Here is a 15,626-nt window from a genome sequence, read left to right as displayed (position 1 = left end):
TTTTAAAATGAGGACAATTTTAGTTTTGATGGATACGCTACGTAAAGATGTATTGTCGGCGTATAATCCGCGTACCAAAGTAAAGACACCAAATATCGATGCTTTTGCTGCAGATTCGCTAGTATTTGACAATCATTATATTGGTTCAACTCCATGTATGCCTGCCAGACGAGACATTATGACTGGACGTTTAAATTTTTTAGAGCGGTCTTGGGGACCTATCGAGCCTTTTGATATTACATTTCCTAAATTGTTGCAAGAAAACGATATCTATTCGCATTTGACTACTGACCATACCCATTATTTTCGTTTGGGAGGGGAAGGATATATCAATCAATTCACAACTTGGGATTTTCATCGAGGACAAGAAGGTGATCCGTGGGTTTCAAAAATTCGTGATCCAGAATGGATGCCAGAGCAGTATTATGGCCGTTTGAGAAAACAATACCAGGCGAATAGAGAAAAATGGATTAATGATGAAGAAGCCTATCCAACACCACGTACTTTTCGCTCCGCCTGTGATTGGTTAGAGGAGAATAAAGGAGAAACGGACTTTTATTTGCAAGTAGAAGTCTTTGATCCCCATGAACCTTTTGATGTTCCAGATCAGTATATGAATATTTACAATTCAGCCTATGAAGGGCCCTTTTTTGAAACGCCTATCTATGGGAAAGTGGATGTACCTTGTGAGGCTGTTGAATATATTCAACAACGCTATGCAGCTTTAGTTACTATGACGGACAATCATTTTGGGAGATTGATTGCTAAGTTAAAGGAATTAGACATGTATGAAGATACTTTGATTATTTTGACTTCTGATCATGGCTATTTATTGGGTGAGCATGGTTTGTTTGGAAAAAATTATATGCACAATTACAATGAATTAGCAGCTATTCCTCTAATGGTTCGTGATCCAAAGGGAAAACGAAGGGGAGAGCACACGAACAACGTTTCCCAAAATATTGATATTATGCCAACAGTGTTGGAATATCATGGTATTGCAATCCCAGAAGATGTACGTGGACATTCTTGGGTGTCGATTATTAATGGCAGGAGCAATGGGAAAAACCACGCTATTTATGGTGCTCACGGCATTACTGTCAATATCACAGATGGTAACTATACGTATTTCCGTGCCCCAAAAGCAGACAATCAGCCGTTATTCGAGTATACCGGCATTCCAACAACTATCCGACATTATATTGGGGAGAGCGATCCAACATCTATCGAGATAGGACGTTTTTTAATGCGCACTCAGTACCCAGTATTTAAAGTGCCAATCAACCAACCTGCTATTTTAGATGGTTTGGGAGATATGTCTGCTTATACTAGAGATAGTTTGCTTTTTGATTTGAAAAGGGACCCACTACAGATGACTCCTCTACAAGAAAGAGAAAAAGAAGCCGAAATGATTGACCAGTTGATCCGTGTGATGACAGAAATGGATGCTCCGCAAGAACAATATCAGAGATTAGCGTTGAAGCGTTGATATGAAAATGAAAGGCAGAGTAGATTATGCTTTGCCTTTTTATACATAGAATATGTATCTAAAATAAAGGAGAACCCTTTAATGAAAAACATTACTGTATTAATAAAACCTGCCTCAGCGCTATGTAATATTCGCTGTAGCTACTGCTTTTATGCCAATGTCAGTTCCTTGCGGGAAGTCCGCTCGTTTGGCAAAATGAAAGAAAAAGTGACGGAGAAAATGATCGAAAATATTTATGCAGACTTAGAAGACGGTGATCAATTGACATTAGCGTTTCAAGGTGGAGAGCCAACGATGGCAGGTCTCAATTATTTTCGAAAAGTGACCCAATTAGTGGATCAACAGCAAAAGCAGATACAGGTTCATTATGCGATTCAAACGAATGGGACCATGATTAACGAGAATTGGTGTGCTTTTTTGAAGAAACATGATTTTTTAGTTGGTCTCTCGATCGATGGCCTTCCACTTTACCATGATCTATACCGAGTTGATCCAAAAGGAAGAGGCACTTTTCAGCGAGTGTTACAAACAAAACAGCTTTTTGATCAATATGAGATTGAGTACAATGTGCTTTGTGTCTTGACGAACCCGTTGGCTAAAGAGGGCAAGAAAGTCTTTCACTTTCTAAAAGAACAACAAATCAAGTTTGTTCAATTTATCCCTTGTTTGGATGATCTAGATGCGAAGAAAAAAAGTAGCTATGCTCTCACACCAAAACGTTTTGCGGGATTCTATAGACAGTTGTTCCCTTTATGGCTAGAACAGTTAAAAAAGGGCAATTATATCAGTATCAAGCTTTTTGATGACTTAATTAATTTGTTAGTACGAAAAGAGATTACTGCATGTGGTATATTAGGAAACTGCCAAGTGCAATATGTCATTGAAGCAGATGGCAGTGTTTATCCTTGCGATTTCTACGTATTAGACGAGTATCGAATGGGTTACATCCAAGAAAACACTTTAAAAGAGCTTTTTGAAAAAGAGATTACTTTTGATTTTGTTTGTAAAAAGCCAAATTTACCTAAAAAATGTGGCAATTGTCCTTTTATCAAAGTTTGTGGCGGAGGATGTAAACGTATGAAAAATGCCGTTTATGTTGACTCTTCTGGACAGTATTGTGGATACCAGGACTTTCTAAGATACTTCATACCTCGGATACAAGAGATTTTACAACTAATCAGTAGTAAAATAGTGTAACTATTGGTCTGTTATATTTATATTAATATTTGTGTAATTTAAAGTATGGGTAGCGAGTGTAATCATCAAGCTAATCTTGGATCTGGTAAAGCTCACTCAGTTATGGAAATATCTTTTTATTCAATAATATTACAGTCTTCATAATGTCTAAAGTTACTGTTTCTGGATGGAATAAAAAGTGGCTAGGAAATCTTATAACAGTTATTAGAACAGATTTTTGATGAAAGGGTTCTAGGTAGCTTTTTTAGAAATTCTGGGATGATGACGGTACTTAATAAAAGGAGCTCGGATAAAATAAATTTTCAGGCAGTAGCAATTATAAAAATTGAGACTGAATTACTTTGGCAATTTAAAAAATTAAAAACGAGTAAAAGATAACCACTAATAATCAGTTGTTTCCATTCCAATCAAAGGGCTATCGGGAAGAAGGTGATGCATGCCAATTAATTTAAGAAGTTATTCCCCTTTTTGTTTTGTATTGGCTATGCGCAACGTTTTTCCAAGAGGGATGCCTTTGCTGTCAACTTCATGGTTATGCTTACCAAAATCAATAAAGAATATAAAAACAAGTCCCTTCGTGGATTTGTCAGATAAGGTTGGGTTCTAATTTTTGGACGATATAGCATTGTGAGATATTCAGAAATGATGTTCTGTCTAGCTCAATCTATCTACTATTACAATAGAAGAAGACGTCAGTTTAAAAAGGGAAATTAAATTAGACTTCAAGACAAACTATGTGAATTGTCAATAGAAATTATTTCTAAAAATAACAAGAATGGAGGAATGCCAAATAACCGTTTAGAAACAAAAAATTTTAAACAGTCTGGAAAAAATATTCAGTAAAAAAAGCTTACTTAAGTTTCTGCTCATCAAATGGTTGATTAAATTTGAGAACAAAGAAGATAATACGCACGAGCTTTTTAGCAACGTGTGTGATAGCTACATTAAAATGTTTTCCTTCAGCTAATTTTTTATCTAGATAAGCGCCTATAGTAGGGGAGAAACGGGCAGCTAATCTAGCTGCTTGAATAAGCGCCCAACGAAGATGAGGAGACCCTCGCTTCACCATATGGCCTTCATTATCCAATTGTCCAGACCGGTGAATAGAAGGCTCTAATCCAGCGAATGCCAATAGTTGACTAGGAGATTGGAAATTTTGAATATCTCTAATTTCAGCCAATATAGTTTCACCAAGACGAAAGCCTATACTAGGAATAGATAGAATCGGCGAGTCCAACTGAGTCATTCATTTTTGAATTCTATTATCTGCTTTTTTGATTTGATTGGTTCGAAACTCGATGGCTTCAATCACTTGAAGAAGCTCAAAGGTTAGAGCCTCAGAGACACGACCGATAGATTGCTTAGCGGCTGTATGAATTTCGTGCGCTTTTTCAGCAGACATGTATGGAATTTTGACTAATGAGCTCTCACGAGCTCTAGAAATTTTTCCAGTTGTCGGGTACTTTTTGAAAAGTTCATAAATACACTGAGCATGTGTGCCAGTTTTCCCTACAATATCGGCTAATTCAGGGGAAATAATATCTAATATTTTGGTATATTGCACTTTTTCATAGGAACGTTGTTTAACTAAACGCTCTCTATGACGAGTATTAAATTTTAATTCTTGGATATGATCTTCCGCAACAAAATTATCTACGGGAGTATCTGTTCGTAACTTTTGCGCAATGGCTAGTGCATCCTTTTTGTCAGTCTTCGTTTTCCGTAAGGAAGTAGACTTGGCAAACTCTTTAATTAATAAAGGATTATAAGAAAATACTTTATAACCATTCGCACGCAAAAACCAAAGTAAATTGTAAGCGTAGTGCCCAGTATCCTCTAAAGCAATTTGAATATCAGTATCGAAAGATACTTGGCATAATTTTGAATGAAGACGATAGAAACCATCATAATTATTCCGAAATTTAAACTTTGTGAGGTCTTCTCTATTGTCATCTAAAAGAGCAACATCATGTTTCTTCTTCGATACATCGATACCAACCCAAATTGTCATAATAAATCTCCGTAATTGTATTTTGCGGTTGTGATAAGCTCCACTTGACTCTTTGCCGTGTATCCTTACTGGAGATTAAGCGTCGCTGGTATGGATAGAGTTACACGTTTTAATGTCATTGCCATGTCTGGAAAGGCAGTAGAAGCCTGTGGTGATGTAGACACAATGATTCTGGATAAAACTGGTACTATTTACTTATGGTAATCGTCTGGCGGCTGATTTTTTCCCGGTAGATGGTGTAGATCGCAAAGAACTAATCCATTATGCGGCGTTGACCTGTTTGCATGATGAAACTCCTGAAGGGAAGTCCATCCTGGAGCTTGCTCATCGAATGGGTGATAATAGCACAGAGATAGTAGGTTCTAGTTTTATTGAATTTACTGCTCAGACAAGAATGAGTGGTATTGACCTTCCTGATGGAACAAAAATCCGTAAGGGTGCATCTGATGCAATTGAAAAATATGTTAAGGGACAGGGCGGAAAGATTCCAAAGAATCTATGGGAAGAGGTAGAAAAAATTTCCAGCTTGGGGGGACACCTCTTACAGTCTGCGAAAATAGCCGTATTTTGGGAGTTATTTATTTGAAGGATACTGTAAAAGAAGGTATGACAGAGCGTTTTGAACGTTTTCATGCAATTGGAATAAAGACAATTATGTGTACTGGTGATAACCCTTTGACTGCAGCTACCATTGCAAAAGAGGCTGGCGTAGCTGGGTTTATTGCAGAATGCAAGCCAGAAGATAAAATTGAAGTAATCAAAAAGGAGCAAGCTGAGGGAAAAGTTGTGGCTATGACAGGGGATGGTACAAATGATGCTCCGGCCCTTGCACAGGCTAATGTAGGTCTCGCCATGAATAGTGGAACAACTGCTGCTAAGGAAGCTGCCAATATGGTAGATCTTGATTCGGATCCGACTAAGATGATACTTGAGGTCGTGGAAATAGGTAAACAATTGCTAATTACACGTGGTAGCCTAACTACGTTCTCTATTGCAAATGATATTGCAAAATATTTTGCGATTATCCCAGCGATGTTCATGCGGGCGATTCCTGAGCTGAATGTGCTTAATATCATGAATCTTGCAACACCGAACACTGCAATACTGTCAGCCTTGATTTTTAATGCCGTCATCATTCCTTGCCTGATTCCATTGGCTATGAAGGGCGTTCAGTACCGACCCATGTCTTCGGGGAAAATGCTTCTTAGGAATATGATGATTTTCGGTGTTGGTGGGATCATCACACCGTTTATTGGTATTAAAATTATCGATATGATTCTTTATCCAATATTAGGCTCATTAGGTATGTAAAGGAGAAAGTGGCTATGAACAAACAAATACAAATAAAGAATTTACTGCATGGTGCACGTCAGGCATTTTCTGTCTCCCTTGTTTTTATGTTGATATGCGGATTATTTTTCCCTACTCTATTAACAGGACTTTCAACTTTGTTTTTCCCGCACCAAGCAGAAGGAAGTCTACTGAAAGTTGAGGGGAAAACAATTGCGGCAGAAAATGTAGGACAAGAATTTTTGCAGGATTATTATATGTGGAGTCGCCCTTCTGCTTATCACTATAATGTGTATATAGAAAAGAAAGATGGAAACAAAACTTATAAAGATGGAACAAAATTTTCAGGCATTGCTTCTGGTTCCAATAACTATGCAGCATCTAATCCGGAGCTTACCAAACGAGTAGAAGCAGATATTGTGGACTTTCTAAAAAAGAATAGCAGTGTCAAGCGCGAAGATATCCCTACCGATCTGTTGACGGCTTCCGGTTCTGGACTTGATCCCCATATCTCTCCGAGATCAGCGAGCATTCAAATTCCTCGTATAGTTGAGGCTTCTGGTCTGACCGAAGAGTTAATTTGCTAGATTATCAAGAACAATACAAGCGGGAAATTTCTAGGTGTATTTGGGGAAGAAACAGTAAATGTAGTCAAGGTTAATCTTGATATTGGCACTGCCATGGGGTTGATTAAAAGATAAAAAGCTTTGTCTATAGTAACTCGGAATGGAGATGAGTCATATGTTATTGCGTCCTTATAAGGAGGCATCTAGGTTGAAAATTCCTGTGGAAATAGCTGATGTAAAAGTGACTCCCGGTCAGGCACTGCTTACTCTCCTATGTGATGTCAATGAGTGGTTGGACATTATAGAAGCAAATCCATGTATATGCGGTTCGAATGATGGGAAAGCCATATATGTTCTCTATCGCGACGTAGCTTTTGTTATTTCAGAGTTTTGGGAGTTCTTTGCATTGATAATGGCAAAGATCAATCAGACTTGGGAGATATGTGCGTTTGGAACAACAGAAAATTAGGATTCGATTATCTGCTGAAAAAGTTGGGCCATTTGTTGAGCTTACTCAACAGACAATTTCAGGAAGTAGTTCAGATGCTCTTCGGACACTTTGTTTTCAACTTATTTGTGATGAAAAAGAAACTGCAGATAATCTTCTTGAATTTCTCAAGAAAGTTAACTGGTTAGTTGATGTTGCCGTAATGAGTTGGCGAAAGTCAAGTTTTTTAAAAAGCAAAAGCTGGCTCTGCTGCCCAAAAGCAAAACCCACTTTTGCTACGCAGGATTAAGGAATGATATGAATACAAGAGATTTGTTGGAGGCTTTGAGCTTCAGCCAGAAGATGGAGCTTTGGGAAAGTTTTTTGCAGGATGGAGTTGAACCAACAGAGTTTGAGTGGTTACAAAATTCTATTTATCAGGATTGCCTAAGCAATCGCATAGAATGGGAACTTTCTTTGCATGAAGCTATGGATTAGTTAGGATTTCATATTACTAATCAAAACCAGAATTTTGAAATCTATGATCGAACAGGGAAAAGATACTATTTTGGTGCTAATATGCAGCATCCAGCGGAATGGATATTTATAAAAATCCTGTTTCCCATAAACTATCAATAAGCAATAAATTCCTTTTAGTTATAATGTAACTAATAAGAAGGAAGCTAGTACGACGACAATTTAAAAATAATCCATTAATGAGGAATTGTTTAGATAAAATTGCGAAGGGACCTCCTATACATCATATTATCTTACTACTTTGTTTTCTTCGCAATATTTCCTGGATGCCTACTCTTGTAAGTTGGGAACTTGAGATGATATTAGGATATATAACGAAACACTAAATGAAGGTAAGTAAATCGTGAAGTAATCACAAGTAAACATTGCAAAAGTAGTGGTTCCGAAAGTCTCGAGTGCTTTGCTACATGTAATGACATAGTGCGACAAGGGTGGAAGGTATGCATTATTACGGATTCACTGCAATACTAGTTTTGGATGAAATGAGGTGTACTTAGGTAGCGTGATAGAAAGTGATTTTCTTCGACTTGTTCTTGTAACTGGAAAAACAGATTTAAAAAGCTACGAATAATATTGAGATATATGAAATCTTTCGGAGAAGTTTTTGGAAGCCTCTCCATATTTACGCACTTCTATTTTAATTAGTTTTAACATCCCCAGAACAAAGTGTTACTCTTATTATGGATGATAGAGACTATCTTTGCGGCATTGTAACGAAGGGCCCTTTATTGCAGACTTATATTAGAAAGATAGTTAATACTATTTCTTTGATTGTGTAGATTATAATCTTAGCAATAGGAGAAAGTATTCTTATGCCTATTTAATTTGTGTCTAAAAATGAAATATCAATAGGTTGTTAGCCACAGTGACTTAGAGGCGTGTGGAGGTAAGTGATTATTTGTTGAATATTCGACACATTGCTTAATATGAGAGATAAAAGTTTGTGATTATGCCATTGAAACACAGTTCCATTGTGAGATAAATTTATGTATAAGCTAATACTTTTACAAACTTTATATTCTGGGTGTATATGTTTCTTAGGAGGTGATTACATGAAAAATTCTAACCAAACTCCGGAGCAACTATTAAAGGTGATTCAGGAGGAAGAACGAAATAAGGCAATAGGACGCTAGAAAATTTTCTTCGGCTATGCTGCCGGGGTCGGAAAGACGTACGCTATGTTGGGAGCTGCTCATTCGGCGAAAAATAGAGGAATAGATGTCGTTGTGGGTTATATTGAACCACATACGCGTCCAAAAACGATGGCTCTGCTACAAGGATTGGAGCAGTTGCCTAATTTTCAGCTAGAATACAACGGTATCAAACTGCGTGAATTCGACATAGATGCGGCTCTTCAGAGAAAGCCCGGAATTTTGCTTGTAGATGAACTTGCTCATACCAATGTAATAAGTTGCCGTCACGAAAAGCGTTATCAGGATATTGAAGAATTATTAAATGCTGGCATTGATGTCTATACGACGATTAATGTGCAACATATTGAGAGTTTAAACGACACGGTGGCATCAATTACTGGTGTTTTGGTCCATGAACGTATACCGGATTTTGTTTTTGATCGTGCTGATCAGGTGGAACTAGTGGATATTGAACCGCAAGATTTGATTAATCGATTTCAAGAGGGAGATGTATATAAAGAAAAACAGGCAAGGCAGGCGCTGCAGAATTTTTTTCCATTAAGAACCTGACTGCATTGAGAGAAATTGCTATGCGTCGGTGTGCAGATAAGGTCAATAAACTGACAGGTATTTTCAATATAAATAATCAGGCAGATTATCATACGGATGAGCATATTCTTGTATGCCTCTCATCTTCCCCTTCAAATGCTAAGGTTATTCGTACAGCTGCCAGAATGGCAAATGCTTTTCAAGGTACGTTCACGGCACTATTTGTAGAAACATCTGATTTTTCTAATATGAGTAAGAAAAACCAAAAACGCTTTCATGAAAATGTTCATCTTGCGGAGCAACTTGGGGCAACCATAGAGACTGTTCATGGAGAAGATATTCCTTTTCAGATAGCGGAATTTGCTCGGCTCTCAGGTGTTTCTCAAATTGTTATAGGGCGAAGTATAGCCATTAAAAAAAGATTGTTCAGCTCAAAAACATTGGCTGAAAAACTCATATCCTATGCTCCCAATATGGATGTGCATATTATTCCAGATATCATTTCAAGTGATTCTGTTTATCGAGCAATAAAAATAAATAGCAAGTTGAATATAAAATTTTCTTCTGCAGACATATTGAAAAACATTTTGACTTTATTAACTGTCAGTCTGATTGGTTTTTTGTTTCAGAGTCTTGGCTTTGTAGAAGCTAATATTATTATCATTTATGTTTTTGGAGTGCTCCTTATCTCTGTGGTCACGAGGAATCGGATATACAGCTTAATTTCCTCGGTTCTCAGTGTACTGTTGTTCAATTTTTTGTTCACTGACCCTAAATTTACTCTTCAGGCCACTGGTCAGGGATATCCGGTTACATTTGTTATTATGTTTTTTGCCGCTTTTCTAACAAGTTCTTTAGCTGTGCAACTAAAGAGGAATACAATTCAATCGGCCAAGGCAGCGTATAGGATAAAGGCTTTATTTGATACAAACCAACTTTTACAGAAAGCTTCTGATAAGGATGAAATTGTGTCTATAGCAGCTCATCAGTTGAATAAACTTCTTAGCAAAGATATTGTCTTTTATTTTGTTGAGAACAATATGCTTGGGACACCAAAAGTTTTTGCTTTGCAGAAAAAGACAGTAAATTCTGAACTTTTATCGAAAAGTGAAAAAGCTGTGGCAACATGGGTACTCAAAAACAACAAGTATGCAGGATCGACGACAAAAACTTTCTCCAATGCAAAGGGGAGGTATTTGGCCGTTCGCGCAAATGACCGAGTGTACGGTGTCGTGGGCATTGTGATGGAAGAAGAGACCCTGGATGCCTTTGAAAACAGCATTCTTTTATCTATTCTTGGTGAATGTGCGCTCTCCTTGGAGAGTGAAAATAACGCTAGAGAAAAAGAAGCGGCCACAATTCTTGCCCAAAACGAGCAACTTAGAGCGAATATTCTTCGAACAATATCTCACGATTTACGAACGCCGTTGACTTCAATTTCTGTGAATGCAAGTAATCTTATCTCAAACAGTGAGTCCTTCGATTATGATACGAAAAAGCAGTTATACAAAGATATTTATGATGACTCTATGTGGCTCATCAATCTTGTAGAAAACTTGCTTACCGTTACACGGATTGAGGAAGGACGAATGAACCTTCGTATGTCCGAGGACTTGGTTGATGATGCTATTGCAGAGGCCCTTCTCCATGTCAATCGAAAAAGCGTAGAGCACTATATTACTGTTGAGAGCAAACAAGAATATCTTCTAGCTAAAATGGATGCCAAGCTTATTGTACAAGTGATTATCAATATTCTAGACAATGCAATTAAATATACGCCAAAAGGTTCACATATCGTGATTCGGACAAAAAAGCAAGGAGATAAAGTTGTTATATCTATAGCAGATGATGGCGATGGCATCTCTGATGAAGCCAAGGCAAAGGTATTCGATAGGTTTTACAACGGAGCAAATAAATTTGCCAACAGCCGCAGAAGTCTTGGATTGGGTCTGTCGCTCTGTAAATCCATTGTTAACGCTCATGGTGGGGAAATCTTTGTTTCTGACAACAAACCACGCGGAACGGTGTTTACATTTACATTACCTAGAGGGGAGGTACAAATTCATGAATAATCCATTGATACTTGTTGTGGAAGATGATACATCTGTAAGAAATTTAATGACAACGACATTAAAGGCACATGATTATCGTTATCTTACTGTCTTTAATGGGGCATCGGCAATTCTGGAAGCTTCTTCTCATAATCCGGATATTCTACTGCTAGATTTAGGTTTGCCGGATATGGATGGAGTTGAAATTATTCAAAAAATCCGTACATGGTCGAATATGCCAATTATTGTTATAAGCGCACGTAGCGAAGACAGTGATAAAATTGATGAGCTTGATACTGGTGCAGATGACTATCTCACCAAACCGTTTTCTGTTGAGGAGTTACTTGCGAGGATTCGTGTAACCCAAAGACGGCTTCCAATTATGCAGAGAAGTTCATCTGAAGAAACTGCTGTTTTTACGAATGGGGCACTTCGAGTTGACTATGCTGCTGGTTGCGCATTTCTTAATGAAGAAGAGCTACACTTGACACCTATTGAATACAAATTGCTTTGCACGCTGTCCAAAAATGTTGGAAAGGTTCTGACACACACCTTTATAACGTAAGCCATTTGGGGGAGAAGTTGGGATAACGATCTTGCAAGCTTGCGTGTCTTTATGGCAACTTTGCGAAAAAAGATAGAGAATAAACCAGATTCTCCGCAATATATTCAAACCCACATTGGTGTCGGCTATCGGATGATGAAGATAGAGTAACCCATCTCTATGCAAAAAAAGTATAAGGTCAGTCGGGAGAAAGTAAGCTATCAAACAATCAGCAAAAGAAGGGATGAGATTTTAGAAAAACTAAGAGGGAGATTGAAAAATAAAATTTAAAAATAGTTAGTAAGATAATGCTGTTCAAAAAGAAGATGAAAGTTATTTTTTCATCTTCTCACCATATAAAATTCATAGTTCTTTCGTGTCTTATTAAGTCCCTACATATAGTTTTTGTAGAAGAATACTCTTGTATAGGAGCTTTCTTTTTTTTGCAGCTTATCAAGTTTAGCTATACCCTTTGAATTTGAGAGTGTAATATAAATCGTGTAAGTAACCATCACTCCTAGGCAGGTGGTTGCTTCACGGTTTTTCTTTTTTTTTAAATAAGAGCAAGGGGGAGTACACAGTGGCTAGAAAATCCCAATGTCGAAAAGTTAGTTAAATCCATTCTGAATGCCTATCAACCTGAATTTATCAATGGCATGTAAGATGCTTTAAAAGATGTACTTGAGCTTTTTTTTGAAAAGTAGGGTATGATGCCCATTCTAAAGAACCCAAGGAGCACAATAATCGCCGAAATGGTTATGAAATAAAACACTTCAAACCAGTTTTGGTGAAATAGCTATTGATAGATAAGTTTAATTCCTAGAAACTGTCAAAAGTTTTTTCATGAAAAACTTTTGTTTTAATAAGCCGAAAAATTTTCCGTTGTATCCGGTGTCATTTTTGATGGTAGATACTGGTGTAGAAACGACGATAACTCTGATTTTGGGCTATTGCTCCGACTTTTCTCCAATAAGAATTGTGGCAATGTGATTTACGCGTGTATGCGTTACTTTCATTCCTAGCTTCTTGATCGAGCGCTAAACTTTCTTTTTATTGATAGAGAAATCAAGAGTTCTAATTCATTAGCCATCCGTAATAGCCATAATTCTTATACTTTTCTCAAATTTAGAGCGCTTCTGATTCAATCTTCTGATCTGGTTTTTTACGGGCAAAGCGTTTTTGTAAGTAAATGAAGGTTGTCTTAAGAAACTTTAGGTTTTCTAGAGACTCAACTAATTAAATGATTCTCGGAGGCTTGCGATGATTCGTGCGATTGATTCATTCATTTTTGTTGGGCTTCCTATTTTCGCAGCTTTCCCAATACCAATATTTTAACAAGGCATTTTTAATTGAAGAGATCGTACTTATTTAATATAACTCTATCTCACCCAGCTTAACTTAAAATGAATAGAATATTTTTTACTTTGATGCTTTCTTATTAAATTTTCTTCACCAAATTCTTGACAGGCATTGATCTAGCGCTTCACTTGTGATGGAACCTTAATGGAATACTTCTTTGACAGATAATAGTTTCTATCTTTGTTTGACCGCATTATTAAAGATCTTATTTTACAGATTGCAGTCTTGATTGCAGGAAACAAGAGTATACGAAATCAAAACTAAGACAAGCACAGGAGGATTACCTTAGTGAAAGTAAAGGGAAACTATTGAAGATGTCTTATAGTTCATCCTCTATAAATCTAATTTTTTATGGTTGCTTAAAAAGTTTATGTGCAGACATCTGTTGATTCTTTATATTAGACTAGTGTATGATTAATTATGGAATTTTTAATCAGCTGATTTTATTAGTAAAAGGTTACTTTCTAAAAAATAATCATAAAAATGTAATTGAAATACTAGACTGAAAGTTATAATTTTTTTAAAAATAATGCAAAATTTATAAATGGATTATGAGCAATAAACGACTATGAATTGAGTATTTTTATATCATGGTATGTTATAGACTTTTTACAGATATCAATTTACATAGCTTTTGTTGAACTGTATTAGAGTCTCACTACAATATGAATTTACTGTAATACTCTTTTTTCATTTTTTGAAGAGAGTGTTTAGAATTATTTTGAGGTGATGAATTGATTACTATTAGTGATGTTGTTAAATTGGATGAACTTTCAAGAGGAAACTGTGTAATGGCCGTAAATAGCCTTGAAGTTGAAGTAACAGGGATTAATATCATGGATACCCAGGACATGAAAAATTGGATAAAGCAAGGGGAACTAATAATTGTTGGAGGGGAATACATTAAAGTTTTTTTTACGGAAGATTATTTGTTACAAATTATTAAAAGAAAAATTAGTGGCATTATAACTAAAAAAAGATATAAAGAAATTATCGATGGAAATTTGATAAAACTATGTATTGCTCATGGTATATCTATTTTTTTTGTAGATAATTTTTTTAGTTGGAGCGATATTATGTCCCCTATCCAACGTTTAATAATAAGTAATCAAAGTAAGATGCTTCAAGATGTAGATATTTTTCATAAAAAGATGTTAATAACACTGTCAGATAAGAAAAGTTATAAAGATATGTGTGAGATTTTTTATGAATTAGTAGGTTACTCTGCAGCTGTAATTAATTCTCACTTTAATTTGATTGATCATAGTTTAGATTTTGAGTGGGAAAACTATCTTAGTAACATTGCTCAAATTGTTCCAGGTATATTTGAAAAAATCGGTACAAGTTATGAAGGAAAGCATATTACGGGGATAATTGATCAACGCGTAAACGATTACACTAAAAAAAGTAATTTTTTTTATATACCTATCATAGATTCTCGAAAGGATTCCCCATATTTAATAATAAGGCAAGAAAAGCAAACAAAACTATTAACGGAAGATGTTTTAGCAAAAATAGAATTTTTTTGTTTAATATATAGATTAAAAGCATCCTATCAATATGAATATAAATTAGCGAGTAATCATTATAGAAATTTAGTATTTGAGGATTTGTTGAGCATAAAAGAAAACAATGAAAATGAAAAAAATAGAATTAGTTACTCATTGGAAAGTAAAATCTTTGATAACTATAGATTGATTTTAATCAAGGATGTTTCAGAAAAAAGTAATTATACTTCCATTCAAAAAAATAGTATCTTTATAAAATTTAGAGAAGAGCTCTCACAATGTTCCTTTTTTAATGATAATTATTTGGTTTTTTTCAAAGGTGATTATTGGGTAATACTTGTTCCTTATATAAGTAGTAAAATCGAGCCGTTTATTTCTGAACTTTTTAAATTTCTCCAAGACAAATATCGCAGTGGTAAATTTTGTATGGGGGTAAGTGAAGTACATCCTTATTGGAAGCTACATTTAGCTTTTAAAGAAGCTGAACAGTCAGTATATGTACTAATTTCAAATCATTCTGATAAAAAATACTTTCTATATCAGAAATTAGGAATCTTAAAGTTGTTTTTAGATGATCAGGGGAAAATTAATCAACTATATGTTAATAAGATGCTAGAAACGTATGTTTATCCGCTTGTTAATTATGATCAAAATCATCATACTTCTTTGCTTTCAACACTAGAAGTATTTCTAGAGTCTGATTTTTCTCACAGTAAAACAAGTAAGAAACTTTTTATTCATAAAAATACTTTATATGCAAGAATAAAACGAATCGAACAAATTTTAGATGTAGATATTAATCATTCAGATAGTTTAATGAACATATATATAGCGTTGCAAATTTATCAACTATCCAACGAATAATATTTTGAATTGTACAAACGTCCAAAGAAATCGCTTTCATTTTAGGTGTTTGTACAATTTCTTTTTTTATAGATTTAGATAGAATGAAGGTATCAAAGGAA

At 35.6% G+C, this 15,626-nt stretch carries 9 protein-coding genes and 6 pseudogenes; 13 read left to right on the top strand and 2 right to left on the bottom strand.

Annotation, left to right across the window (positions count from 1 at the left end):
- The first annotated feature begins 7 nt into the window (after positions 1–7).
- Together IGI65_RS12010 and IGI65_RS12005 are read left to right on the top strand one after the other, a co-directional pair.
- Complete coding sequence (locus tag IGI65_RS12010; protein WP_071865718.1) at positions 8–1,489, top strand: sulfatase; 1,482 nt, start codon at positions 8–10, stop codon at positions 1,487–1,489.
- A gap of 81 nt (positions 1,490–1,570) precedes the next feature.
- Entirely contained in the window at positions 1,571–2,686 is a 1,116-nt protein-coding gene (locus IGI65_RS12005) for an SPASM domain-containing protein (RefSeq protein WP_412258084.1), read from the top strand.
- Between the two features lie 850 nt (positions 2,687–3,536).
- Here IGI65_RS12005 and IGI65_RS12000 read toward each other — a convergent pair.
- A pseudogene (locus tag IGI65_RS12000) lies at positions 3,537–4,697 on the bottom strand (IS110 family transposase).
- Between the two features lie 280 nt (positions 4,698–4,977).
- Here IGI65_RS12000 and IGI65_RS11995 point away from each other — a divergent pair.
- From IGI65_RS11995 to IGI65_RS11950, 10 genes and pseudogenes are all read left to right on the top strand, one after another.
- The gene (locus tag IGI65_RS11995) at positions 4,978–5,283 is read left to right on the top strand and encodes a hypothetical protein (RefSeq protein ID WP_438774223.1); all 306 of its coding nucleotides are present in this window, start codon (positions 4,978–4,980) and stop codon (positions 5,281–5,283) included.
- Positions 5,238–6,008 (top strand): annotated as a pseudogene (locus IGI65_RS11990) (HAD-IC family P-type ATPase); the annotation flags it as partial. The gene IGI65_RS11995 and the pseudogene IGI65_RS11990, both read left to right, overlap by 46 nt.
- Positions 6,009–6,022: 14 nt before the next feature.
- Positions 6,023–6,688 (top strand): annotated as a pseudogene (locus IGI65_RS11985) (potassium-transporting ATPase subunit C).
- A gap of 73 nt (positions 6,689–6,761) precedes the next feature.
- Positions 6,762–7,022 (top strand): hypothetical protein, encoded by a 261-nt coding sequence (locus tag IGI65_RS11980; RefSeq protein WP_438774222.1) that lies wholly within the window; start codon positions 6,762–6,764, stop codon positions 7,020–7,022.
- Positions 7,003–7,290, top strand: a complete 288-nt coding sequence (locus IGI65_RS11975; protein ID WP_438774221.1) for a hypothetical protein — start codon at positions 7,003–7,005, stop codon at positions 7,288–7,290. The genes IGI65_RS11980 and IGI65_RS11975 overlap by 20 nt, the downstream gene beginning before the upstream one ends.
- An 8-nt stretch (positions 7,291–7,298) precedes the next feature.
- Positions 7,299–7,478, top strand: coding sequence for a hypothetical protein (locus IGI65_RS11970; RefSeq protein WP_412258080.1), 180 nt, complete (start codon positions 7,299–7,301; stop codon positions 7,476–7,478).
- Positions 7,479–8,695: 1,217 nt separating this feature from the next.
- On the top strand, positions 8,696–9,220 hold the full coding sequence (locus IGI65_RS11965; protein WP_438774220.1) for a histidine kinase: 525 nt from the start codon (positions 8,696–8,698) through the stop codon (positions 9,218–9,220).
- 20 nt (positions 9,221–9,240) lie between these two features.
- Positions 9,241–11,271, top strand: a complete 2,031-nt coding sequence (locus IGI65_RS11960) for an ATP-binding protein (protein WP_438774219.1) — start codon at positions 9,241–9,243, stop codon at positions 11,269–11,271.
- A pseudogene (locus IGI65_RS11955) lies at positions 11,264–11,965 on the top strand (response regulator). Before IGI65_RS11960 ends, IGI65_RS11955 begins: the two are co-directional and overlap by 8 nt.
- A gap of 386 nt (positions 11,966–12,351) precedes the next feature.
- Positions 12,352–12,595: pseudogene (locus IGI65_RS11950) on the top strand (hypothetical protein); the annotation flags it as partial.
- 76 nt (positions 12,596–12,671) lie between these two features.
- On the opposite strand, the pseudogene IGI65_RS11945 reads toward IGI65_RS11950, so the two are convergent.
- Positions 12,672–13,320, bottom strand: a pseudogene (locus IGI65_RS11945) (hypothetical protein); the annotation flags it as partial.
- 567 nt (positions 13,321–13,887) lie between these two features.
- Between IGI65_RS11945 and IGI65_RS11940 the strand changes: the two are divergent.
- Entirely contained in the window at positions 13,888–15,525 is a 1,638-nt protein-coding gene (locus IGI65_RS11940; RefSeq protein ID WP_412258076.1) for a helix-turn-helix domain-containing protein, read from the top strand.
- The last annotated feature ends 101 nt before the right edge of the window (positions 15,526–15,626 follow it).

Origin of the sequence: Enterococcus sp. DIV0755b, assembly GCF_051713765.1 — a bacterium.
GTDB lineage: Bacteria > Bacillota > Bacilli > Lactobacillales > Enterococcaceae > Enterococcus_C > Enterococcus_C canintestini.
The sequence above is the reverse complement of the archived record's forward strand: the minus strand, read 5'-3'. Positions and strand labels throughout refer to the sequence as shown.